Origin of the sequence: Pedobacter sp. 22163 (genome assembly GCF_052045595.1) — a bacterium.
Classification (GTDB): domain Bacteria; phylum Bacteroidota; class Bacteroidia; order Sphingobacteriales; family Sphingobacteriaceae; genus Pedobacter.
This window is the reverse complement of sequence record NZ_JBQEPM010000003.1, coordinates 61,369-85,541: the sequence shown is the minus strand read 5'-3', so window position 1 is coordinate 85,541 and position 24,173 is coordinate 61,369. Positions and strand designations below refer to the sequence as shown.

Here is a 24,173-nt window from a genome sequence, read left to right as displayed (position 1 = left end):
AAAGATGAAGTACGCACTGATAACCGGAGCCAGTAAAGGCATAGGAAAATCTATGGCCATTGCGCTGGCCAGGAGAAAAATCAACTTGTTGCTTATTGCACGTTCAGCTAACGAATTGATTGCATTACAAACGGAGATTAAAAACCAATATAATGTTGAAGTAGATATCTTATCAATTGATCTTAGCCAGGCTCAAGCCCCAAAAGCAGTATACAATTGGATAACAGAAAAGAATTACGGCATTAATATCCTGATTAATAATGCAGGTTATGGATTGTGGGGGAAATTTGAAGAACTGGATTTAAGTGCCCAGTTAGAAATGTGTCAATTAAACATGATTACGGTAACTTCATTATGCCATTTATTGCTTCCAATCCTTTCAACAGAAAAAAAGGCTTATATACTTAACGTTTGCAGTACTGCAGCTTACCAGGCGGTACCAACCCTGGCTATTTATTCGGCAACCAAAGCTTTTATTTTATCTTTTACAAGGGCTTTGAGGTTCGAGCTTAAAGATGGTCCAGTTTCGGTAAGCTGTTTGAGCCCAGGCCCTGTTGATACAGGTTTTGCCCACCGGGCAGGACTGGACGCCTTTAATAAAATGGCCGAAAAGTTTAATATGAGGCCTGTTGAGGTAGCTGAAATCGCATTGAAAGGAATGTTTGCCAAAAAATCTGAAATTATTCCGGGTTTCACCAATATCATCAGTGTTTATGCCAATAGGATCTTGCCAAAGGGATTTATCGAAAAAATGGCCGCAGGAATTTATAAGACTTAAAAGGTCTGGGGTCGGAGGTTCGAAGTCTGGGGCGTAACGGCATATAAGCTCATGGCTCTGCAGTCGGATGTTACCATCTGACTGATCGTATAGTTTGTTTTTACGAATTATCATGATTGGTTTATGTGTATCGGATGGTAACATCCGACACCACGGATAAATAGGCATAGCTTGTAAATTGATTTGAAAATGAGCAGTTCTGCATGCTTGGCAGCTTCAGTCCCGCATTCCATTCCAAGTCCGCACTCGTTCCTCGTTTACGGGCTTTTCATTACATTCGGGTTTAGGAACAAAGGTGGGTACACTATGCAACCCTCAAAATGAAATACTGTTTAGGCCATCTAGCCGCGGGTGCAGCGTTACCCTGCAGCAAGGAGGTATCCCGAACTTTCAGGAAAGCGTAAAGCGAAACATGGGAACAAAGTAACCTCTGATTACTGCAATTGCGCTCCAATAATAAAAGATCTAGTTCATTTAAAATAAAGCTGAGTGTCGGATGGTAACATCCAACACCTCTAGGCTGTGCAGTTAGATGTTACTATCTGACTGATCGCACACCTCATTTTCATGGATTATTATTGTCGATGTATGAGTGTCGGATGGAACATCCAACCACGGATAAAATTATGATAAAAACGGCTCCAGTAGTCTTTATTTACACATTCCTATCCGATTGCACGCCCGAAAATAAAGCTGAGTGTCAGATGGTAACACCTAACACCACGGATATCAGAAAAAAATATTTAAAAAAATTCAAATAAAATTCTTTGGAATATTAAAAATATGTTACGTTTGTATTAAATACTACTAATTCTATAGACTATGTCAAATAAAACAAACATGTTTTATTTTCCTTCAGTACCGAACCACTCGCCAATGCGAATGTGCTGTTGCTGCGCATAACGCTATCTCCAATTTATCCTTTTTCCTTAAATCTTTTAAATTTTTACACATGGCCACTTCGTATCCAACCTTTACCTTATTTGAAAAATTAACGCAAGAACAGCTTGATTTTTTTAACACAAATGGGTTTATCCATTTCAAAAATTTCATCAAACCCGAAACGGTTTCTTCCATTATCGATGCTTCTAAACAAGTAGAACAAAAATGGATACAGGAAGATATTAAAAAAATAAACGGCGTGCCAATTAAATACGGAAAAGATCTTGATGGTTCAGCGATTGTACAACGTTTTGCCTTTATTAACCAACAGCATCAAACGCTAAGTGGTCTCCTATTAGATCCACGTTTTAACGCATTGCTTCAATTGGCTGGCGATGGAGCGCGTTTAGGTACCGAAGAAAAAGACGGCATGGTGTTTAACCACTACATTAACGGACCAAAAAGCAAATTCAGTAAAATGGGCTGGCATACGGATGGTTTAAGGGATATTTTTTATGGTGCTAAACTAAACCCGATGCTGAATGTAGGCATCCACTTGAGTACCTTAAAGCCTGAAAATGGTGGATTAAAAATTATCCCTGGCACGCATAAACAAAGTATTTACCAGATGCTCTTTCGCAAAAAATATTTCCTTGATAATAAACCAGATGCCGAAGAGGTATCGATATTACCCGAAGCAGGAGATTTAACCATTCACGATGGAAGACTGTGGCACAGGGTAGCAGAATCGGCCATACGTGGTGAGGAAAGCAGGAGGCGTGTAATTTACGTACCTATCATCGCTGGCAAATATGCCCCAAAAAATGAGAATAGTCCAACAGTATTTTATCAGCGCTTCGCCGGAATTGTAAAATAAATTTATGTTATTTGCCCTATTGTTTACTTACCTGGTTAGATCGGGGAAGTTAAAACGAATAACTGATTATTCTAAAGGTATTCCGAAGAAGATCAGTTTAAAATTTTACCGGCCAGAAACAGCCATTCTCTTTGGCGTAATTTTGGCTGGCACTTAAATTGGAGGCTATTATTAAACTAAAAGAAGGCCATTTAGATGGCAAAAGGGTATTTGCAGACCGTGAAAGGACAAATATTTTAAGAAAAGGCGAACAAGGGCTGATCCTTTTTTTGCTTCAAAGAGTCCCTAAGTGGATTACGCCCAATGTGATGACTGGGATTGGCATGTTTGGATCGCTGATTGTTTTTTCAAGCTTTATTCTGGCTGGTTTTTATGCAAAAAGTTATTTGTTGATCGGAATTTTAGGTTTTATGATCAACTGGCTTGGTGATTCGCTCGATGGCCGATTGGCGTATTTTCGCAAAATCCCCCGTAAGTGGTATGGCTTTGCACTCGATATTGTGATGGATTGGCTCAGCATTATTCTGATCGGTTTGGGCTATTATTATTACGCGGATGGCGGCACACAGATTTTCGCATTTCTTTTTGTGGTATTGTACGGTTGGTCTATGATTATTTCTCAACTGCGCTATAAAATTACAGGCTTTTATCAGATCGATTCCGGCTATTTAGGTCCGACGGAATTACGCGTAATTATTTCGCTTATCTTAATTGCCGAAACCTTATTTACAGGTGCCATTACTTATTTCGCAATTGCTATGGTGTCGCTGTTATTGGTGATCAATATTATCGATACATTTAAACTTTTAAAAGCGGGCGACGCTAAAGATGAGGAGGAGAAGAAATAATGACCTGGGCATCTGTTAAACTTTTCCTCAAAGCGCAGGTATCTGCCTTTTCTGGTGGTGTTACCGATTATGGGTTAATGATATTACTAACCGAATGGTTGCATATTCATTTTACCATTTCGATCTTGATTTCTGGCACCATGGGTGGGATTGTTAACTTTTGCATTAACCGTTTCTGGGCATTTAAAAGTAACGATGGTTATTGCAGCTCTACAAGCGGACAGCTAATCCGCTTTTTTACCGTGGTTTTGGGCAGCATCTCATTAAAATCAGCAGGTACATACTTATTGCACCGAAGTTTAAATCTGGATTATAAACTGGGCAGGCTCCTAATTGATAGTGTTGTTTCTTATGGTTTTAATTATCCGTTAATGAAGTATTGGGTATTTAAAACCAATCAACTAAGCGCTTCTGAAGCTGATGAAGAAGATTATTGTGAAATAATTGGCCAGCAACAAAGAGTTTAATGACTTCCATTTAGCCTTTCTGTAATTTGTAGCATAATTTTCTCTACCCAAATACATTAACAAACGTTTGCGCTTTATTTGTTAAAATAAAGCTATTTTGAGCAATTAGTTTGATATTATTTCTTCCGCTCTATGCCGCGGAGGCATTGTACTTTGGAGCGCCAAAGTACCCAAAACGCTTTGTCAATCCGGCAAGGTGGCTTCTCACCACCCACGCTTATCAAAAAAACAGCAGCACTTTGTTTTGTGTTCAATACCCTTAAAAGCTTTAATTCAACGCGAATGAACACAAAACCACTGCGTTTAAGGCTTGGAAGTACTATTTGTTCTTTTCTGCACCTGTTTTTTTGATTTCCAGCCACTTGGGATTGACGGCGTTCTTCGGTATAAGAAGTGGTTTATTAAAGGAAGCTAGCAAAACGCCTAAAACTATTATTAAAAGATGTGTCCACATGATAGATTTGCGCTGGAAAGATGACCACTTATTACATCATACCATTGGCGCTTACTAAAGGTAAAAAGGATGTCCAGCCCAAACGATGAAGCATAAAAACCGAACACCTTACCTTTACCTTATTAGTTGAATATTGTTTTAGAGTCGCTTACTCTACTTTTATTAATTTTCTTAATAATCTCTTCAAATTTCGATTCTTTGGCAATGTACTTATTCAATAAATCGATCTGATTTAACCCCCTCACCAAGTTGTGCTCAGGATAATTTGTTTTATAGTAAATATCGCCGTTTAAGAAATCGGCTATAAACCTTACCGCTTGCATGTAAATCATAAATTTACCCGAATAAATAAAGAACTGTTTTTCGGTAAAGGCCAAAACCTGGTCCATTTCTTCCATGTAGCCTTTATGTATTGCGGCAAAAACATCTTCTCTGATGGCTATTTTACTAAAATCCTTTTCCTCTTCATTGGCTTCTGAGAGATAAGTACGCATCATATCGCCCACATCACTGATAAAGTATCCGGGCATTACGGTATCCAAATCGATTACACACAAGCCTACCCCAGTTTCGGTCTGTAACAGTACATTGCTAATTTTGGTATCGTGGTGTACAACACGTAAATTAAGCGCAGCACTATCTACCATGTGCACGTACTGCTCTTCTATATCGTAATGTCTGATAATCTCTTTTATAGCAAACTTTGCCTTACTAATCCTATGGTCGCTAGCTTGTTCTAAAGCTTTTTTAAACTGCTCTACACGTAAAGGCAGGTTATGAAAATCTTCGATAGTAGGTTTTAATTTTTGTACGTTGAAGGCACAAAGCATCCTGGTAAATTTACCAAACTGCTTAGCAGCGTGATAAGCCTGCTCAGGCTCCTGTACGAAATCAACAGAGCAAGAATTTTCCACAAATGGAAAAATCCTGTAAAAATGATCGTCAATTACCACAAAATCATCTCCATTTGTAGCCGTAATTGGGGCAACAAATAAATATTTAGGGGCTGTTTGATCAAGATATTTTTTTATTGTCTCAATATTTTGAGCAATATTTTGAGGCTGGCGAAAAACCTCCGTATTTACCTCCTGCAAGATATAGGCTAGTGCCTCATCGTAAACTTTCCAGGTATGGTTAATTAAGCCCGAGCCGAAAGGTTCAATTTTAAATTTTTCTGCGTTAAGTCCATAAGCACCTAAAACTGCTTGAAACATAAGATGTTAATATATATTTGAATAAAAATTGTTTCAGGCAAACCATTTGATCAACCTGCATAAAGTTGCTTGTTAAATTATGCGGGTAAGCCATAAGCATTACCCGCAAACGAGACTAAAAGCCGCTATCGTCTAAAGCGAAAGTATTTTTGCGATCTTTCCATTTTCCTTTTGTAAAATCAGGGAATTTTTGTGGCATATTTCCTTCTTTTAACGATTTGGTAGAAAGTGGCATAATTACACTCATTGTAACTGAATCATATACATCAATAGGTGTTTGTTTCTTCTGTTTTACCGCCTGGATAAATCCATTAAATACAAACCAATCCATACCGCCGTGACCGGCGCCTACAGCTTCTGCTTCATACTTTTTCCAAAGTGGGTGATCGTATTTAGCAAACCATTCGTCAGCTTTATCCCAGGCATGATCTTTCGATTTATGCTCAATGTGCACCGATTTGTTTACATCCATCCAAAGACCTTTTGTTCCCTGCACCCTGAAACCGATAGAATATGGCCTGGGCAAGTGCGTATCGTGACTTAACAATACCGTTTCGCCGTTTGCACAGTTGATCATCGTAGTGGTAACATCACCATTTTTATAGTTAATTTTAGCATTAGGATGGCCAGGAGAAAGCTCTTCTACGTAAGCAGCCAAACCTCTGGCTTTAGAACTGAAAGATACCAGGCTGGTGAAACTGTTTCCTCTATTAATGTTAGCATATTGCATTAAAGGGCCAACACCGTGGGTTGGATATAAATCGCCATCCTGATCGATGTTGAACTGCGTACGCCATTGTGCCTCGCTCAATGCTTTTGGCCCAAACTCTACCCCACCGCCATAATAATCTTTACCGTTGTTAAAAAGTACGTTTCTTAAGTTATGTTGGTAGCCACCTTCAAGGTGCACCAATTCGCCAAAAAGGCCCTGTCTAACCATGTTTAAAGCCGCCATTACATCTCTACGGTAACAAACGTTCTCTAAGGTCATGTAAGGCATGCCTGTTTTTTCTGAAGTGTTTACAATATCCCAGTGATCTTGCACACTTAAACCTGCAATTACCTCGCAACCTACATACTTTCCGGCTTTCATGGCATCAACTGCCTGGTCGCGGTGAAACTGCCATGGTGTTGCTATAATTACAGCATCAATATCTTTACGGTCTAAAAGTTTTTTATAAGCATCTAAGCCGCCGGTATATTCTGTTGCTGCTGGTCTACCTTTTTTCGCAATAAAATTACGACAGATTTTAAGTGAACTTTCCTGGGTATCGCAAATTGCAACAATTTCTACATCGTCTCTTAAGGCCCCCTCAGAAATATGGCTCATACCACGTGCACCCACACCGATATAGCCTACTCTTACTTTTCCACTGTCTGATGATGCAAATAAACTTCCGGTTGGCAGGATGGTTAAACCAGCAGCCGTAAATGCACCATTTTTGATAAAATCTCTACGTTCCATTTGTGTTATTTAATATTTATTGTTTAGTTTTTTTAATTAATCCGGTTAATACTGAACAAACGTTTTACTAGCTATTCTTTCGCACTTTTTCGCACCAAATTCCTCTCACTTACAGCGCATTAACAAGCCTAAACGCTTTTAAAAATTTTTTGGCCCAGGTTACTGATCGGGCTGTTTTTCTTGCATGTTCCAAATAAGTAAGCACAAACCGTATTTAAACCCCTTGCTTTGGCCATTTGCAAACGTTGTTTCCACCCGGCTTTTGGCATACGGGCAAAATGTATTTCACTACAGCGTATTGCATATGGCTTGCCATTAAGCTCAAAAGATTCGGCACCTCTTGCAAAGGTGTTTTCTTTTTGGCCCCTGCTATTAATAGCTAAGGTTATTAACAGCCCTGAAACAAGTGTTTTTGTAAGCAAACGGCTACGCATTCGTACTGGTTCTTTACGGTTTTGTTGCTTTGTATTCTTTAAAAGTAGAACAAGCAAATGAGCATTACAACATAAATAACAGCGCAAACGATTGACTAATTTTTGCGTTACCAATTATTTAAGCCCAAAACAAATGATCTATTTACTTCGCTTATTTAAGCAGTACTGCAGTGGCTTTACAACAATTGCCCATTGCCAAGGCAAATGGTAATTAAGCTTTACATTTTAACAAAAGCCTTAATGTAGAAATAATAAAAATATGAGGAAGTAATTCCACAAAGGCCGTGCGAAATGGGGAATACGGCAAAAACCTCTACAGTTTTATTCACACACATATAATGTCGCAGAAGTTATTTTTCACCTAAGCATTAAAGCTTAAATCAGGGTTTTTGAACCATTTGAAAGGGTTTCAATCGAAAATTTGATAGTAGGCATTTTTGCTTTCTGTTTTAAGATTCCCAAATGAGAAAATTTAGGCAAAGTTTTGTCTACTACATTTATAGAGGATGATTTTAAACTTAATATTCTCTTACAATTAACTAAAAACCTACCTAAATTTGAAAAGCTTATGGCGAACTCAGAAAGTGGCTATGCAAAAAAAGCAGCCAATTTAAAAGATTTAATTATCCGTTTAAAAACCCTTGGGGATGACTATAATCCACCCAAGCCCAAACTCTCAGTAGAAGCCTTAGAACTCTTATCGAAAAATGCAGACGATGCTACCCGTGCTCTAAGTTTGGTTTTGCCCGTTTACAGTAAAGCTGTCGATGAACAAGAATTCATCTTCAAATCTTTAAATGCATTAATTACCAGAAGTTATAATTATTTAAAGGCAGCTATGGATAATCCCGCCGAGCTACAAACAGCTAAAACACTTGCTGATCGTTTAAGAGGTATTGGGAAAAATAGTATATCTACTGATGGTGCCGCCGGCCCGTCTAAATCGAGGGTGTCATACGACAATAGAGTGGAGAATCTCAAACAATACATTGATGTGCTAACCACGAGTAAAGTTTACGAACCTACTCAAGAGGATATCAGTATAGTCTCTTTCCAAACCCTACTAGCGAGTATGGAGAGCAATATAACAGCTGTTGCGATTGCTAAGACACCAGTTGATGATGCACGTAGGAACCGATTTAATATCTTTCATACAGAACAAATCGGCTTGATCGATACTGTATTAGGTGTTAAAAGTTATATTAAGGCATCTTTAAATATTGATCACCCTCAGCGTAAACATATTCTAGCGCTAACCTTTACAAGAATGAAGTTGTAAGTATAGCTCTAATACCTTCCTATAATTGTTTGATTAAGAGGGTACCCAAAAAGGAAAATCTAACTCTGAGAATCGTAGTACGAAAAATTTTTCCATTAGGTACCCGAATAAAAAAGGGGCTGTTCGACCTTTTCGGACAGCCCCTTTTAAGTAAATAATTTAGCAGTCTATTATTATACATTAGTTCCATTTAATCATTTTCAATTATGATCCTGAACCCAGCATATTTACTTTAGATATTATATTACATGTAAAAAAACCGGTTTGAATCATTGATAAAAGCTTAAGAATGGTATGACAATAATTTTGGTGTAAAATTTAATCAGCTGACTTTAAGTAACAATCCTATTGCTTTATGTTTGCAATATCATCCCTCTCACTATTAAAAATTTAAATTAGCGATGAACAAATTAACTCTCATTAAAGGCAGAGCAATGGCTTGCCTAATTGTACTTTGCCTATTCTTGGCACAAAGCTGTAAAAAGGATCTGTTACAGCCTAATTCACCTATCTTAAAAAACGCTCTATCTTTTGCCGAAGCCAGGCAATATTTTGATGCAAACCTAAAGCAGCTGTCAAAATCAAAAAAACTGATGGGTACACCCAATGTAGTGGGAGGAACTGAAATGCTGAAAATTGAAGATATCCTTTACAATAAACAGCCACTGTGGGATAACGCTTATCAAAAATTAATTTCAACGGGTACCGCGGTAAAAATTCCGATTGATTTTGGAAATGCCCGTAAGATTGTTGATGAAAGCACAAAGGAATATGTTCCCTATTCTAGCCTTAACTATCTTCTGATGTACAAGGACAGCTTACAGAGTGTACATGCGGAATGGATAAGCCTAAAACCTACATTGAACTGGCTTAAGGGTAATAGGAACAGTTTTGAAGGAAGAATTGTTGTAAAAGACTGGAACGGTAAGATTCTGAAAAATTATAGCTATGGTGTAACCAAAGTACTTCAGAACAACAAGTTTAGTGCCGTAAAGGGCACTTTGATGGGCGGAGGAAATTATGCGCCGATAACTGATGGTTGCCTCATATGGCCAGTACCAACTAAATGTAACTGTAGTGCTGCCTGGCCGAGCGGCTATGTAGGTGTAGGGCAATGGAATCCGGATAACTGCGATTATTGTGACCACTGTGTCAACCATTTTTGTATGGAAGAACCAGAATGCGAAAGCTGTCCCCCTCTGCCAGTTCGGGGCGGTGGGAATGGAGGTAACACTGGGGGGAATGGAGGTAACACTGGAGGGAATGGAGGTACACCAGGAGGAAACGGAAGTGGAGGTGGTAGTACCAATCCTCCTGGCGATTATCCGCCCGAAAACTGTACGAATGGGCCTCAGGTAACTTACCCTGATGGAACAACAACGCTACCTCCCTGCATCCCAGAGCCAACATGTGAAAACTGTCCTCCAATCACCGAGCCTGGTGATATAGAACCACCAATAGATCCTTTAACTCAGGTATATAGTGATGAACTAGGAAGGATGATTACTTTCGGAGAGGTTAGCCAGGCGTTTGAAAGCGACGCAGCCTTAACTGATTTGATAGAGGGTGAGTTGGAATTTAGCGAACACGCAAACCCATGGTTTCCAGGACAAACTTCTTTAGAGGTTTTTACAGAATACCAAGCGCTAAAGGTATTACATCCCCAATGGTCCAAATTCAGACTTGCTACAACGGCGTACTGGAACATTATGAGCGGCCATATCCATTTTGCTTTGGATATAGGGGGCTTAGTTCCGGTTATAGGTGAACCAGCAGATTTGGCAAATGGGGCAATATACTATCTTGAAGGGAACAAACTAGACGCTGCTTTGAGCGTAGGCTCCGCAGTACCTGTTTGGGGCTGGGTCTCAACGGGAGGAAAGTGGGTGAAGGTTGCTATTAGTGCCAAGCCAATAGGGCATGCTATTTCCGGAATCGCCTTTAAGGCATTTAAAACAACCAAGGGAACGTTCAGGTTTATAAAGATTGCTGCAAATACGTTTTCACATTCAGCTCTTAGGGCTTTGAAAGCAGTAAAGCCTGCTGATAATACACTTACAAACCTCAGTAGACAGTTGATCGATCAGGCAGGCCAAAGGATTGCACCTACGCTCCAAAGTCTAAAGACCAAAATCGATGATATTGTACTGAATGGTGATGACCTTGGCTCCAAAACTGAAGCCTTATGTGATGATATCTTTGAAACCAACGGATTTGTTAAGCATGATGCCAAGATTGGGAGCAATAACGGCTTCGATGGTGTTTATATTAAAAAGGATGCTTCCGGCAATGTGCAGGAAATTATTATCAACGAAGCGAAACCGATTAAAACTACCGGCAATATTAAATTGAATCCTAGAAATGATAATACTTTATTGCCAGCCCAAATGAGTGACGCTTGGATAAACAACATGATTACAAAACTTGAGAATCAGGGTGGAAATCTATCTACATTAGCTTCGGTTCTTGAGGCTAATAAAAGTAAGATAACAAAAACTGTAACAGGAGTAGATAAAGCTACAAAAGAAATAGTAGTTTTAAAATTAGCTAGCTATTAAATCTTATGTTGTCACTTGAAGAAATATTTAGGAAAACTATTGGAAAGGAGCGTGAAGCTTTAGATAGAATCAATTCCGATTATACAGAGGAAGTTCAGTCAAAAAGCGACAAAGATATGCTTTGGTATTATAATGAAACATTCGCATTGAATGCTTTCTTCTTAGAAAAAGATATTAGAAAAGCCAAAGAACATTTTTATATCTGCGCCCGTATAGATGAATATCTAATCAAAAGATATGATGCTAGAATCCTAGATTATGGTGTTAATCACGTTTCCTATGCTCTATTGTGTGACAATGCAGAGTTTATCCAACGCTATGCCAGCTTAAGCCACCCTTGGTACGATCATACCATAAAAAGCGGAAGTCTAACACACGCCATGCAGAATATTGTAAAGGAAGATTGGGACAGTTTAAGGGATGACATTGCCACCTACGAACGTATTACCTCGACCCAAAAAGGGAAAATCAACATCCCTGACCTGATGTTTTTTAAAGGAGTACTTAATCGCGATGAACAAATGGTTTTAGAAGCAATACAACTTTTGCTTAAAGACCACAAAAAGCGGAACAAACATGTGGGCATTTCACAAGACTATATTTCAATACCAGCACTTGGCTACACAAAACTGGCTTGGTTGAAGGGAATCAAGGTGCAAATAGATCACCCACTAGTACCTAAAGAACTCTTGCCTTATAAGCCTTTGGATAAGTATGAAGACAAATATGCTTTTTTAAAGGAGTTTGAATAAAAGAAATATATACAAAAACTACCTAACATGACATGATGCTTTAGCTAGAATCGATTCTTATTCTACAGATGAAGTTCAGTCAAAAAGCAATAAGAAAGTAGTGAAATCAAAAACCTTAAAAAGGCTGCCACGATAATCTAGGCAGCCTTTGATATTTTTAATCTTTAAGGCATTGTTTTCTATAACTCAAATATGTTTTCGGGTTACAAATTATATAATCTATAATATCAATCTTCATTTTTTCGCAGGCATCAAAACAAGTGCTTACAAAGAGTTCATTAACAGAATCTATAAAAAGAGGTCTCTCGTCATTGTATTTCAAAATGACTATGCCATAAGCATTACACGCTAGTGCTAAACCTACTATTTGTTGTATATAGTTACCCACTATCCCAAAATCTTGCAATTTGTACCAAGAAAAAACATGCCGTTTTTCGTTTACAAATAACACGTAACATTCGTTTTCGTAATTGGGTAATGGTTTACCGCTTATACGTTTTAAAAGTTTAAAAGAAAACTTAGCCTTACTTACATCTAAAGGCCGCTTGAGCGCTTGATAACTGAACTTAAGCTCCGTTAAAGCAATTTGATTTTTCTGTGTTCGCATTTTGAAAAATTTAAATAAAAGCCCAGGTCACCGCGAACACAGTCGGAAAACCGATGAGTTGCCGGACTTTCACCGGTATGCCTAGGATATTGTTTAAGAAAATTATTAATTGGATTTCTCCAACTGTGTTCGCACTATAAAAGTAAGAAAAATAATTAATAATTGATGACCTTTATTATAGGATATACCTTATATCTGGCAACATTTATTAGTGATTTAAACGAGTTCTGACAGCAGCAATTTTTACCATTATCATTATCGTCAGTTTGGAGTTGCGGTTCTCCTTATATTTTGTAAAAATCATACTTATTCGTAGAATAAAGATAATTACTATGAATCGAAATGATTTTCAACAAGTTATTATTGTTGTATTAAAAGTTCATTTACCTCAAAATGCTTTTTACATATCCGATAACTTTATAAATCAGCAGACCGACCCATAGGTGCAGGAATGCGAGGATTGTAAGTAAAATCTTATCAAGGTTTGTAAATTCTTGTTTATTAAAGATATAAATGCAAAATATGGTTAGGAGTACATAACCGTAAATAATCATCGCTAATCCTGTTTTCGAGTTGGTTTTTGCATCGTCTTGTGCTGGTATAACTTTAATCGATTTGTGTAATATGTCAAAACTTACTTTTGGTATATTGCCATCAAAATTCTCAACAAGTAAGTTAAGCTTAATACTTGTTTTCCTATTAAAAACAGGCAGGTTAAAAGTTTTATTAGCCTGTGTAAACATTAGCTCTTGCATTAAGTACTGCGACAGATCTTCAGATGGATGTTCGTCCCTAAATGCCTTAAGATCTGCATCAAAAGAGTTTGATCTTGCTATAAATTCTTTTTCTAAATTAAATGCAATCCCACTATCTTGATAGTTCGCTGTCCAACCTAATATTTGACTTCTATGATCAACCCAAATTAAGAGATTCACATTCTCAAAGTCACTGTTACTGGGGTTTGCGATAATGATTTCTATAAAGTTTAGGTGGTTAATATTTCTGTCGTTATGTGTAACCTTAATGTCTCCAAAAACATTGTCCTTTAAAGATGTTCCAACACTATTAAATAAAATTGTAGATGTAAATATAGATATCCTTGTTTTAAATCTTTCTAAGGTGATATAAGCAATTAGCGACAAACAACCAGCAGCAAATAACCACCATAATTTGGCCATGTTTTCTAGAAAAGTATTATCCATTGGAACTTGCATTGAGAGTATATTTTGAATTTACACCAAATAATGATAAAAAATACCAGAAATACAAATACACTATAAAATGCTATCATTACCTATAATATTCAATCACTTTCTTCACAAACACTTCCATCCTATCCTTTAACGACTGCAACTGCTCATAAGCTGCGTTAATTCCCTCTACAGGGTCTTTAATCTGCAAACGCTCCAATCGCTTAGGTTCACCGCCACTAATTCGCTTTTCGAGTTCCAAAAACTCTTCAGGGGTTTGCCAACGTTTAATTTCAGGGTCGTATATCCAATGTTTAGCAGCTTTTGCAGCTTGGTATATCGTAAAATACGTCACTAATGGTTTAACTGGCTCTTCATACTTATAGCTCTCCCACTTCTGCTCCAACTCGCTTTTTCTTATAAGTTCTTTAGGCTTCATTTTACTAGAATAAATATAGATTCTTACTTCTTCTTACGGTCCTTTGGTTTGTCTTTAATTTGATTTAAAGTTGCAGCCTCCTTCAATAAATAGCGTTTTATAAGTTCGAATAACTCTTTCATATAATTTTAGTTTATGTAGTACAACCACGTGTTTCTAATTTCACAACATCTGGCCACAACAAAAATACTAAAAATATTAGCAATTAAAATGCTTATTTTCAACACTCCTATTAAGTGTAATGACCAAGAAAAGACTAGATCAATGCCTAGTTTATTAAATCGACCCAATTATTATATTATCCTACCCGCGATTTATATTACCGCACCCGCGATTTATATTATCACACCCGTAATTTATATTATCACACCCGCGATTTATATTACCGCACCCGCGATTTATATTACCGCACCCGCGATTTATATTACCGCACCCGCGATTTATATTACCGCACCCGTGTTTTATATTATTGCACCCGCGATTTATATTACCGCACCCGTGTTTTATATTATTGCACCCGCGATTTATATTATCGTACACCCGATCATGGAAATTTACTGGAGCAGAAACTATATTTATCCGCAGCCAAAACACACACTAAATACATTATTTTGGCTGTAGATATTTATTTATCCGCAGCCAAAATTGTATACTAAAAGTAAATTTTGGCTACTGATAATTTATTAACAAGGCTGGTTATAAAACCAAGAACCACAGTCCCATTCACCAATAAACCCTGTAGCAACAGAAATCCTTTTTATTGCTTAAGCGTAATCCCTCCTATTCTTGCTGCTGGTTGCGTAAAATTTGCAATAAAAAGATTGGAGTGCATAACGGGGATGCAGCACCCACGGAGGTATGAAATAAAAAATGTACAAACTAATTCCAGACTAGCCCCCAGCCCTCCTAAATTAGGAGGGCTATGCTTCTCTTTACTATTTATAAATTCCCCTGATCAAACTTGGTAAAGCAATGAGCAATAATGGCATGGCGACTATAAAACCGCCAATTACGGCAATAGCCAATGGTTGATGCAATTGTGCACCAGCTCCAATACCTAAAGCCAAAGGCATTAAGGCGATTATCGCACCAAGTGCAGTCATTAATTTTGGCCGTAAGCGGGTAGAAATAGCAAAGGTTATGGCATCATTAACACTTTGCTTGGCAAGGGATTCTTTAAACTGTAAAAAGGTAAATATGGTATTCTCGCCGATAATGCCTACAATCATAATCAACCCAGTGTAACTGCCTACATTGAGTGGTGTATGGGTTAAAAACAAGGCTAAATAGCTTCCGGAAATGCCCAGCACCGAGATCAATAAAATGAGAAAAGCAATTTTAAAATCTTTAAATAGAAATAAAATTACGCTAAACACCAACAAACTCGATGCGATAAGAATGGTGAGCAGTTCGGAGAACGATTGTTGCTGTTCTTTATATGCACCACCATATTCAATGTGGTAACCCGAGGGCAGGTTTACATTGGCATTTACCGCTTTCTGAAGATCTTTCATTACACTACCAAGATCGCGGTTATCGAGCCTTGCAGTAACTACCCCAATGGTTTGCAGGTTTTCCCTAGCAACTTCGGCAATTCCGGCTTTAAGGTCAACCTTTGCCATTTGCTGAATGGGCACCGCTGATCCATCGGGCAAGAAAATTTTAAGCTTGTTGATATCGGCCACGCTAAAAGTCCTGCTTCCCGGGTACACCATACGGATAGGTGAAAGCTGTTGTTTATCGTATAAATCGCCAATTAAAGTTCCCTGCATTGCAGTTTGGAGCTGCGATTGAAAGGATACCGGACTAACACCATATTGTGCCAGCATAGTAAAATTGGGTTGAATATTTACCGTTGGCCCTGAGCGCACAATACCATCAAACACATCTACTGTACCACTTACATGCGAAACCAGATCGGCTACCTTTTTAGATAAAACCTGCAATTTTTCCTGATCATTGCCAAAAATTTTCACCTCGATGGGTTGTGTAGAACTCATTAGATCGCCTAACATATCACCAATTACCTGCCCGAAATCGATTACCAATGCAGGTTGTGTATTTTCGATATGCTTGCGGATCTCCGAGATCACTTCTTCTGTGCTTTTTGTCCTGTTATGCTTCAGCTGGATCAGGTAATCGCCAGTATTTGGTTCGGTAATAAAAAAGCCCATCTGTGTTCCCGTTCTTCGCGAATACGCCTGAACACCTGGAATTTTTACAATCTCCTTTTCTACCTGTTTAAGCATCCTGTCGGTTTCTTCGAGCGAAGTACCTGGAGGTGAAGCATAATCCAAAACAATACTACCCTCATCCATTTCGGGCAGAAATCCGGTTTCTAAACGTGGAGAAATGAGCATAATCGATGCGATCAGCCCCAGCATAAATATGATCGAGATATAAGGTCGTTGTATAAAATAACGCACCCAGTTTTGCGATTTAACCTCATGTACCGTTACTTTTTTGCCGGTTGCTGCATGACTACCCCCTTTACGGGTAAGCAAAAGATAAATCACAGGTAAACCAATCCAGGTAACAAAGAAGGAACAGACCAGGGTAATGATCATGGTATTGGTCATCACCTGAAAATAAGAACCTGCCACACCTGTCATCAGTACAAAGGGAACGAATATCACGATGGTACTGATAGAAGAACCTAACATGGCCGGAAAAAGATAACTCACCGCCTTGCTCAATAACCTCATGGTCAATTCTTCGGGGTGTTCTTCATGTGTGCGATGAATCTGCTCTACCACCACTATAGCGTCGTCTATAATTAAACCTATAGCCGCTGCAATGGCACCAAGGGTCATAATATTGAGCGAATACCCAATAAAATAAAGCACAATTATGGTTAAACAAAGCGTAACCGGGATGGTAATTAAAATGGTAACACTTGCTTTGAACGATCTAAGAAAAACAATAGCCACCAAAATGGCCAATACCAAACCAATTAATAGACTATCGCGTACACTTTTTACCGATTCGTTTACAAAATCGGCCTGTACGTAATAAGGCTTGATATTTACTCCAGCTGGTAGAATGCGCTTCAGTTGCTCTACCTTGGTAAACATCTCGTTAGAAAGATCGACCAGATTGGCATTAGGTTGTTTGATCACTGCAATGAGAATCCCATCTTTCCCATTCGCATTGATGCGGGTATATTCTACACTTTGCTGAATATTTACCCTGGCAACATCCATTACCTTGACAATCCGGTTATCCTTTCTGCTCAACACCAGATTTTCCAGATCGCTTTTGTTTTTTACAGTAGCATCGGTTACTGATAGGTACAGATAATTGTGATCGGCGAGGTAGCCGTTAGATTTAATAAAATTGGTTTGGCTGAGTGCATTGCTAATCTGATCTGGGGTAATACCCAGCGCCTGCATTTTCTGTACATCTAACTCCAGCCAGTACTCTTTGCTCTTACCGCCAATTACGCGGATCTCCGAAACGCCATCAACTTGCGAAAGAAAGGGTTTTACGGTATAGGTTGCAATTTTTTTAAGTTCAACAGACGAATAATTGTGACTTTCTAAGCTGTATCCACTTACCGGAAGGATAGACGGATTCATCTTCTCTACCGAAATATTAACCCCGGCTGGCAGCGAAGCACTAATTTTGGCAATCTGCGATTCTATGCGCTGCTGACTCAGATCGATATCGGCACCGGGGTTCATAAATGCAGAAAGCTCGCAACTACCCCTACTGGTGGTACTCCTAACCAATTGAAGATCGGGTACTTGTTTTACCGCATTTTCTAAAGGCCTCGTTACGGTAACCACCATTTTATCAACCGGCTGGAGTTCTGCATCAGCAATAATCTTGATCTTTGGAAAAGTAATTTCTGGAAAAAGCCCTGTTTTTAGCTGACTAAAAGCATATACTCCGCCAACCAGTATAATGAGCAATACTGCCAGGATTGGGTTTTTATGGGAAATGAAAAACTTGTTCATGGCTACTTCTGGATTTTAACTTTGGCGGTATCGGCTATTCCATAATTGCCAGCCGTGATAATCCGGTCGGTTTTCGAAAATTTAGGATCGAGCACTTCAATTATATTTTGGTTTTCGATGCCTTTTTTAACGTTTATCTTTACTGCTGTTGAATCGTTGATCAGTTTCATTACCCAAAACTCATCCTCGGTTTCGTTGGCCAATACCGCCGATTTTGGCAATACCTGAGCCTTAGCATGGTTTACTTTCGTTAACCTCACTTTCGCAATCAAGCCTTCGGGAATATCTTTGCCCGCTCCCACTTTAAGGATATAACGTTGGGTCTGTGCTGATGAATCAACAGCAGGCATTGTTCCTGAAACCGTTCCGGTCATTTTAGTTCCATCCGGTAAGAGAATAGCTAAGCTTCTATTCTGACTGATCAGCTGATTATATTCGTAAGGCAGATCGAGCAGAAAAACAAGACTATTGCGGTTGCTGATGGTCGCCAAAGCTTCTCCATCCTGCACATAATCTCCTTTTTGATGGTTTACCTGAATAATTGTTCCGGCTTGATCTGCTCTGATATTGGAGATACCAGAAAATTTAAACCCGGCATCGAGCTTGTTTACGCTATTGCCAATCGATTTTGCTTCTTTGGTGATTAAACTAAACAACAATTGATGGCTCCCCACCTGCTTACCCATAACAGCCTGGGCACTTTCTACATAACCGTTGATATTTGCCTTTACAAAACTTTTCTCCAGATAGGCCGAAACTGCCGAAAGCTCCACAAATTCTGAAAGAGAACTATCTCGAACAGTAGTCACCCGAACTGGGATAATTGGCGAGAGCTCATCTACGGTTTCTGCAGGGGCAGAATGATTACATCCCGAAAAAACAAACAGCGTGGCAATACCACTGTACATCAATTTTAGATAGCTATTCATGGTTATCGGTTCCAGTAATTAAATTGGTTAATCAGTTTTAAACGGTTAATATTGGTTTGGCGCAATAAATTTTGAGCGGCCATATAGTTGTTGATTGCAATAACAAAATCGGCCACTTTTAAATCGCCAGTATGCATCAATTTACTGTCTACCTCGATCAAACCCTTGCTAAAGCGGATCTGCTCGTTAATTTTTGGAAAGAGTAAATCAGTCTGGTTAATCTGCTGACGGATCAGCTTTAGCTGTTGTTGTTGCTGGCGGACAAAAAAATCGCGGTAACCGGATATGGTTTTAGCAGAAAGACTGAGTTTATTGTACTGCATTTTTTTCTGATGACCATCGTAAATCGGAACAGAAAAAGTAAAACCAATACTTGCACCAAAATTTTTATAGGGCTGCAAAATAAATGAAGAATTATAACCTCCATTTGCGTACACCCCAAGCTTGGGCTTATAGTTGAAGTTGATCGCGTTTTTTTGATTGCTGTTTTTTAAACTGTCGATATCAAAACGTTTATTAAAAAAGCCTCGATCCATTGAGGTATTGGCGGTCTGCAATTGGGGATCGGCTAACTTAACCTGTGTTGTATCAGAAATACCAGCCAAATAGTTTAACGTAGCATAGTCATTTTTAAACTGCAGTTCTGCCTGTTTTACTACCAGTTGCTGTTGTTGTAAAGTAACCAGGAAAGTTAAATACTCTGATTGCTTGTAAATATTGCTTCTGGTTAATTTTTTAAGCAGTGCTTCTTCTTGTTCGAGCAGTTTAACCACTTCCCGATTAAAACCTACCTGTTCTTGACTGGCATAGGCTAGAATATATTGATCGGCAATAGATCTTTGCAAATCATATAGCGACAATTGCCCGGCATATTTAATGGAATCTCTTTGGATTTTAATGCCCTCGAGTTGATTATTGATTCGTTTCTTGTTCAACAGATCATAATTCACATTAAGTAGTGCTTCTAGCGCCTGCCCATTGGTAAGCACTTCATCGTAACCATAACCACGCACAATTGGCGCATACATCCCTGCAGAACTGGCTGTAACCTGTGCCCCCCCGGTAGCCCGAACAATCAAACTATCTATCCCAGCAGAACGCTGTTGGTTCTGAAAATCCTTAAGTACCGGACTTGTAAATTCAGCCTGTTTTAAATAATAATCGAGACTTTTTGAAGGGATTTGAGCCGCTGCGCTTGCCGCCCAAAAGCTAACCAAGCATAGAATCAGGCATTTCAACTTTATATTCATTTTGGATGATTTCAACTCAAAAAATATTGAACAATATTAAAATCTGCCCGAAAGCATTAAACCCGTGCTACCTTGTTGGTGGAAGGGCATAAACGTAAAATTGCCATCTTTTTTTGTGGTAAAAAGGCTCTTGATATATGGATAAACAAGATAAGATATCTTTGTAGAAGCAATCCCAAATCCGGCACCTGCCACCACATCACTAAACCAGTGTTTGTTATTATACATCCGCAGTGTTCCAGTAGCAGTGGCGACAAAATAACCTGCATAACCAATCCATGGGTTAACATCTTTATACTCTTGATGAAGAAATTCAGCCGCCATAAATGCAGATGCAGTATGCCCGGAGGGAAAAGAATTTTCTCCATTTCCATTTGGTCGCTCTCTACCAATGCCCTGTTTTACAAAATGGGTAGAAACGCCCATAATTGCAGCGGAGGTTACATATAACATCGAAGCATCAAATAAGTTATGCTTGCCTTTTATACCCGACAAATTAAGTGCGTATACTGCAGCAGCAGGTGCAAATTGGATATAGTCATCAACATGAGCAGCAAATAAAGGATGGTCTTCCTGTAATTCTTCTTTGGTACTTACATCAAGTTGTTTTAATGCACCATGATCGTAAACGGCGGCAAAACCATAACCAGCAAGTAAAATGGGTGCAATAAATGCCGTCGCCTGAAACTTTCTATTTGGAATCGGATGGCCAGTGTACCATCTCCCTATAGAATCTGCAGGAACATTTTTAACCGAATCTATATTTTGACTGTATCCAATAACGTCAGCAGCATAAGTTTGACTTCTGTAACTACCCAGAATCAACAGCAGGCCTAAAAACCTTTTCATAGTTAAATTTTAGTCAAAACTATAATCGAATTATGGAGAAATTCTGAAGTTATGAATGAGTGAAACTATTTTATATCAGATGTTAGCAATGGATAATTCGATAGTGATAGGTAACACGCATCACACCTAAAAAATCTTCTCAAATCTGCGGGCAATAAAAAAATATGATAAAATACTTCATCTTAAGCCTCCGGCAGATAGCGCTGATCTACGCAGAATGTATTTGCTATTTAGATTGCTTCACCCTTTTACTCAACCCTGCGCTTCAGTTCGCAATGACGCAGCTAATCACCAAAATAAACTGTAAAAACATGTTCACCGCTTTCTTCGTGATAATCAATACGAAAGCCATAAAGGTTACAGATCTGTTTGGTTATGGCTAACCCAAGCCCCATGCCTTCAGAATCTACAGATTTAGAAAAGCGATCGAAGATTTTGGTTTGTAAATGACTGGCTTTCCCTGAATTGGAAATGGTTAGAGCCTGTTGATCAAGTTTAATATGAATATACCCTCCACTTACATTATGCCGCACCGCATTGCTAAAAAGATTGTTCAACAGAATATCCGCCAGATAACGGCTCATTTTAACCTCAACCGGGGTAAGATCTTCTGTCAGGATCAGTCCGTCTTTTTCTAATAACTCCTGAAACTGGCGACTCTTTGCCTCTACTATTTCTTTAAGTCCGATATGCTGAAAATCGGGAATCAGGTTATTTTCAATTTTGGCCAGCAACAGTAATGATTGATGCAATCTTGATAATCTGCCTGTAGCATGATAAATATCTTCCAATAATGCGCCCTGCTGCTCGGTAAACGACTCTGTTTGCAGCAAAGAATCTAATTTAGAATTAATTACGGCTAATGGAGTCATCATTTCGTGTGAGGCATTATCGGTAAAACTTTTAAGTTCCTTATAATCTTGCCGTACCCTTTCGGCCATGGCATTTACAGACTTATTAAGTTCATTAAACTCATCAATTTTAGTTGGTTCTTGCTCAATTGTTTCCATTCGCGTCACCTCAAAAGATTTCATTCCATTCAAAATAGAATAAAAAGGACGCCAAAGCCTGTTCAGTACAAATCGGTTAATCAGCAATAAGGATAAAAGCAAAACAACCGTAATTCCGAGTGTTATTAAAAGAATGATTCTAATAAGGTCTTCTGATTCTACCCTCGATTTGGTTATGGTTACCTCAATGGCTTTACCAGCTAAGTGTACAACCGTAATCAGACTTCTCCCTGGTTCGTTTTCACCTTCTTTCGGGTTAAAATAAAGTGTATTTAGAAATTCTCTTTCAGAAATAACCCCACTAAGTGTTTTATAAGATATCTGTTGATCAAGATAACTCGCAGGCAGCGGGAGCTTATGAAAAGTGTTTACATACTGGTTAATTTCATTTTCTTCAACAGCTAAATCGCGATCCAATTTTTCGGTTAAAATAAAATGGATTACAACATAATAAATAACCCCAGTGATGATGAGTACGACAATAGATGTTAAAATATTTGCCCGGTTGTAACGGTTGGAGAGTTTCATATATCACCAAATTTATAGCCTATTCCATAAACTGAACGAAGGTAATCTGCTGCTCCGGCTTCGAGCAATTTTTTACGGAGATTTTTAACATGGGTATAAATAAAGTCGAAATCATCCGACAAGTCCATTTCATCGCCCCAAAGATGCTCAGCCATTGCATTTTTGGTGACGACTTTATTACGGTTAGAAAGAAAATACACCAGCAGATCGAACTCTTTTTTGGTAAGTGTTACCTGATTGCCTTTAACAGTAATTTTCATTGCCGAAACATCTACAGTGATCTCGTTGAAAACAATAATATTGGCACCATCAAAATTCTTTCTGCGGATAATAGCGCTTACACGCGCTTTTAGTTCCGATAAATGAAAAGGCTTAACTAAATAATCATCGGCACCAAGATCGAGCCCTGCAAGTTTGTCATCTAAAGAATGGCGCGCAGAAATAATGAGTACACCATCTCTTTTTTTCAGTTGTTTAAGTTTGGTTAATAATTCCAGTCCTTCGCCACCAGGCAAGCCCAAATCTAATAGAATACAATCGTAACCATAAAGCGATATTTTCTCATAAGCAGAAGCAAAATCGGAAGCATGCTCACAAATGTTACCCTCTCCTGTAAAATAAGTAAGTATACTCTCTAATAATGCCTGTTCATCTTCAATGACTAAAATTTTCATTGATTGTTAATTTGTGATTTAATTGACATAAAGTAATCATTTAAACTGGAAAATTAAAAATGCAGTTCCAAACCAGTTAAGTATAACCGCTGTATCAATTTTTCTATGTTCAGATTTTTTTTCTCCTGCAATATCTGTTTACCAAAGGTGGTAAAGTATTCATGCCCTACAAGCATTTTGATATTGATGGCATCCCATTCCATGTCGCTATGTACCAAACGAAGGTTTTCTTCCCATTCTCTTTTCAACCTGGCCGCAAAAGCAAGATAATCTGGAAGGGAAAAATGATAAAAATCAGCATCGCAGATGATCTTCTCCAAATCGTTGTTTGGCAGTTGAGGATATTTTGTAGCAAGAATGCAGTTGCTTACCAATTTTATCTGATGGCGTTCAAGGCCATTTTTCAGCAAAAAATCTTGAGCCATTTTGGCACTGGCCAGCTCATGGCCAATGTATTGTTTAGTATAGCCAACATCATGTAAAAACGCTGCCAAAATAAGCGTCAGCAATTCATTTTCATTAACATTACTTTGCCTACCAATTGTCTTAACACCATCTACCACCAGCAAAGTATGTTCGAAATTATGGAAGTACATACTTTTTGGCAATTCCTTTTCTAGAAGTTTTTTAACGAATGTGTCAACCTTTTTTAACAATATTTCTTGCTCTTTTTCCATTTATCTACCAATAAACAATACAATAGTATCTTCCAATTCTGAAGAAAAACTGT

21 protein-coding genes are annotated in these 24,173 nt (G+C 38.4%); 8 read left to right on the top strand and 13 right to left on the bottom strand.

Annotation, left to right across the window (positions count from 1 at the left end):
- Positions 1-4: 4 nt before the first annotated feature.
- The 4 genes from ACTJKN_RS08835 to ACTJKN_RS08820 all read left to right on the top strand — a co-directional run bounded on the left by ACTJKN_RS08835 (position 5) and on the right by ACTJKN_RS08820 (position 3,852).
- Positions 5-778: an SDR family NAD(P)-dependent oxidoreductase gene (locus ACTJKN_RS08835; RefSeq protein ID WP_440824179.1), complete on the top strand. Its 774-nt coding sequence runs from the start codon at positions 5-7 to the stop codon at positions 776-778.
- A gap of 952 nt (positions 779-1,730) precedes the next feature.
- Complete coding sequence (locus ACTJKN_RS08830) at positions 1,731-2,537, top strand: phytanoyl-CoA dioxygenase family protein (RefSeq protein ID WP_440824178.1); 807 nt, start codon at positions 1,731-1,733, stop codon at positions 2,535-2,537.
- Positions 2,538-2,695: 158 nt separating this feature from the next.
- Positions 2,696-3,385 (top strand): CDP-alcohol phosphatidyltransferase, encoded by a 690-nt coding sequence (locus ACTJKN_RS08825; protein ID WP_440824176.1) that lies wholly within the window; start codon positions 2,696-2,698, stop codon positions 3,383-3,385.
- Positions 3,385-3,852, top strand: a complete 468-nt coding sequence (locus ACTJKN_RS08820) for a GtrA family protein (protein WP_440824175.1) — start codon at positions 3,385-3,387, stop codon at positions 3,850-3,852. The genes ACTJKN_RS08825 and ACTJKN_RS08820 overlap by 1 nt, the downstream gene beginning before the upstream one ends.
- A 576-nt stretch (positions 3,853-4,428) precedes the next feature.
- On the opposite strand, the gene ACTJKN_RS08815 is transcribed toward ACTJKN_RS08820, so the two are convergent.
- The 3 genes from ACTJKN_RS08815 to ACTJKN_RS08805 form a co-directional block, all read right to left on the bottom strand.
- Entirely contained in the window at positions 4,429-5,520 is a 1,092-nt protein-coding gene (locus tag ACTJKN_RS08815; protein WP_440824172.1) for a phosphotransferase enzyme family protein, read from the bottom strand.
- A 115-nt stretch (positions 5,521-5,635) separates the two neighbouring features.
- Positions 5,636-6,985 (bottom strand): Gfo/Idh/MocA family protein, encoded by a 1,350-nt coding sequence (locus ACTJKN_RS08810; RefSeq protein ID WP_440824170.1) that lies wholly within the window; start codon positions 6,983-6,985, stop codon positions 5,636-5,638.
- Positions 6,986-7,113: 128 nt separating this feature from the next.
- Positions 7,114-7,419, bottom strand: a complete 306-nt coding sequence (locus ACTJKN_RS08805) for a beta-galactosidase (protein WP_440824169.1) — start codon at positions 7,417-7,419, stop codon at positions 7,114-7,116.
- A 568-nt stretch (positions 7,420-7,987) separates the two neighbouring features.
- On the opposite strand from ACTJKN_RS08805, the gene ACTJKN_RS08800 reads away from it, so the two are divergent.
- From ACTJKN_RS08800 to ACTJKN_RS08790, 3 genes are all read left to right on the top strand, one after another.
- Positions 7,988-8,698 carry a hypothetical protein gene (locus ACTJKN_RS08800; protein ID WP_440824168.1) on the top strand — a complete coding sequence of 237 codons (711 nt, stop codon included), beginning with the start codon at positions 7,988-7,990 and terminating at the stop codon, positions 8,696-8,698.
- A 401-nt stretch (positions 8,699-9,099) separates the two neighbouring features.
- Positions 9,100-11,256, top strand: a complete 2,157-nt coding sequence (locus ACTJKN_RS08795; RefSeq protein WP_440824166.1) for a hypothetical protein — start codon at positions 9,100-9,102, stop codon at positions 11,254-11,256.
- A gap of 5 nt (positions 11,257-11,261) precedes the next feature.
- Positions 11,262-12,008: an Imm49 family immunity protein gene (locus tag ACTJKN_RS08790; RefSeq protein WP_440824165.1), complete on the top strand. Its 747-nt coding sequence runs from the start codon at positions 11,262-11,264 to the stop codon at positions 12,006-12,008.
- A gap of 157 nt (positions 12,009-12,165) precedes the next feature.
- Here ACTJKN_RS08790 and ACTJKN_RS08785 read toward each other — a convergent pair whose 3' ends face one another.
- The 3 genes from ACTJKN_RS08785 to ACTJKN_RS08775 all read right to left on the bottom strand — a co-directional run bounded on the left by ACTJKN_RS08785 (position 12,166) and on the right by ACTJKN_RS08775 (position 14,244).
- Positions 12,166-12,615, bottom strand: a complete 450-nt coding sequence (locus ACTJKN_RS08785; protein WP_440824163.1) for a JAB domain-containing protein — start codon at positions 12,613-12,615, stop codon at positions 12,166-12,168.
- 383 nt (positions 12,616-12,998) lie between these two features.
- The gene (locus tag ACTJKN_RS08780; protein WP_440824162.1) at positions 12,999-13,817 is read right to left on the bottom strand and encodes a hypothetical protein; all 819 of its coding nucleotides are present in this window, start codon (positions 13,815-13,817) and stop codon (positions 12,999-13,001) included.
- An 88-nt stretch (positions 13,818-13,905) separates the two neighbouring features.
- Positions 13,906-14,244 carry a hypothetical protein gene (locus tag ACTJKN_RS08775; protein WP_440824160.1) on the bottom strand — a complete coding sequence of 113 codons (339 nt, stop codon included), beginning with the start codon at positions 14,242-14,244 and terminating at the stop codon, positions 13,906-13,908.
- Between the two features lie 264 nt (positions 14,245-14,508).
- Here ACTJKN_RS08775 and ACTJKN_RS08770 point away from each other — a divergent pair, with 264 nt between their 5' ends.
- Positions 14,509-14,865 (top strand): hypothetical protein, encoded by a 357-nt coding sequence (locus tag ACTJKN_RS08770; protein ID WP_440824159.1) that lies wholly within the window; start codon positions 14,509-14,511, stop codon positions 14,863-14,865.
- A 314-nt stretch (positions 14,866-15,179) separates the two neighbouring features.
- Here the strand turns inward: ACTJKN_RS08770 and ACTJKN_RS08765 are convergent, their stop codons facing one another.
- The 7 genes from ACTJKN_RS08765 to ACTJKN_RS08735 all read right to left on the bottom strand — a co-directional run bounded on the left by ACTJKN_RS08765 (position 15,180) and on the right by ACTJKN_RS08735 (position 24,120).
- Positions 15,180-18,203: an efflux RND transporter permease subunit gene (locus ACTJKN_RS08765; protein WP_440824157.1), complete on the bottom strand. Its 3,024-nt coding sequence runs from the start codon at positions 18,201-18,203 to the stop codon at positions 15,180-15,182.
- 2 nt (positions 18,204-18,205) lie between these two features.
- Positions 18,206-19,132, bottom strand: coding sequence for an efflux RND transporter periplasmic adaptor subunit (locus tag ACTJKN_RS08760; RefSeq protein ID WP_440824155.1), 927 nt, complete (start codon positions 19,130-19,132; stop codon positions 18,206-18,208).
- Between the two features lie 2 nt (positions 19,133-19,134).
- A complete protein-coding gene (locus tag ACTJKN_RS08755; RefSeq protein ID WP_440824153.1) occupies positions 19,135-20,382 on the bottom strand; it encodes a hypothetical protein in 1,248 nt (415 codons plus the stop codon).
- Between the two features lie 36 nt (positions 20,383-20,418).
- A complete protein-coding gene (locus tag ACTJKN_RS08750; protein WP_440824151.1) occupies positions 20,419-21,231 on the bottom strand; it encodes a phosphatase PAP2 family protein in 813 nt (270 codons plus the stop codon).
- Positions 21,232-21,515: 284 nt separating this feature from the next.
- On the bottom strand, positions 21,516-22,769 hold the full coding sequence (locus tag ACTJKN_RS08745; RefSeq protein WP_440824149.1) for a sensor histidine kinase: 1,254 nt from the start codon (positions 22,767-22,769) through the stop codon (positions 21,516-21,518).
- Entirely contained in the window at positions 22,766-23,443 is a 678-nt protein-coding gene (locus ACTJKN_RS08740) for a response regulator transcription factor (protein WP_440824147.1), read from the bottom strand. Before ACTJKN_RS08740 ends, ACTJKN_RS08745 begins: the two co-directional genes overlap by 4 nt.
- A gap of 53 nt (positions 23,444-23,496) precedes the next feature.
- On the bottom strand, positions 23,497-24,120 hold the full coding sequence (locus tag ACTJKN_RS08735; protein WP_440824145.1) for an HD domain-containing protein: 624 nt from the start codon (positions 24,118-24,120) through the stop codon (positions 23,497-23,499).
- Between the last annotated feature and the right edge of the window lie 53 nt (positions 24,121-24,173).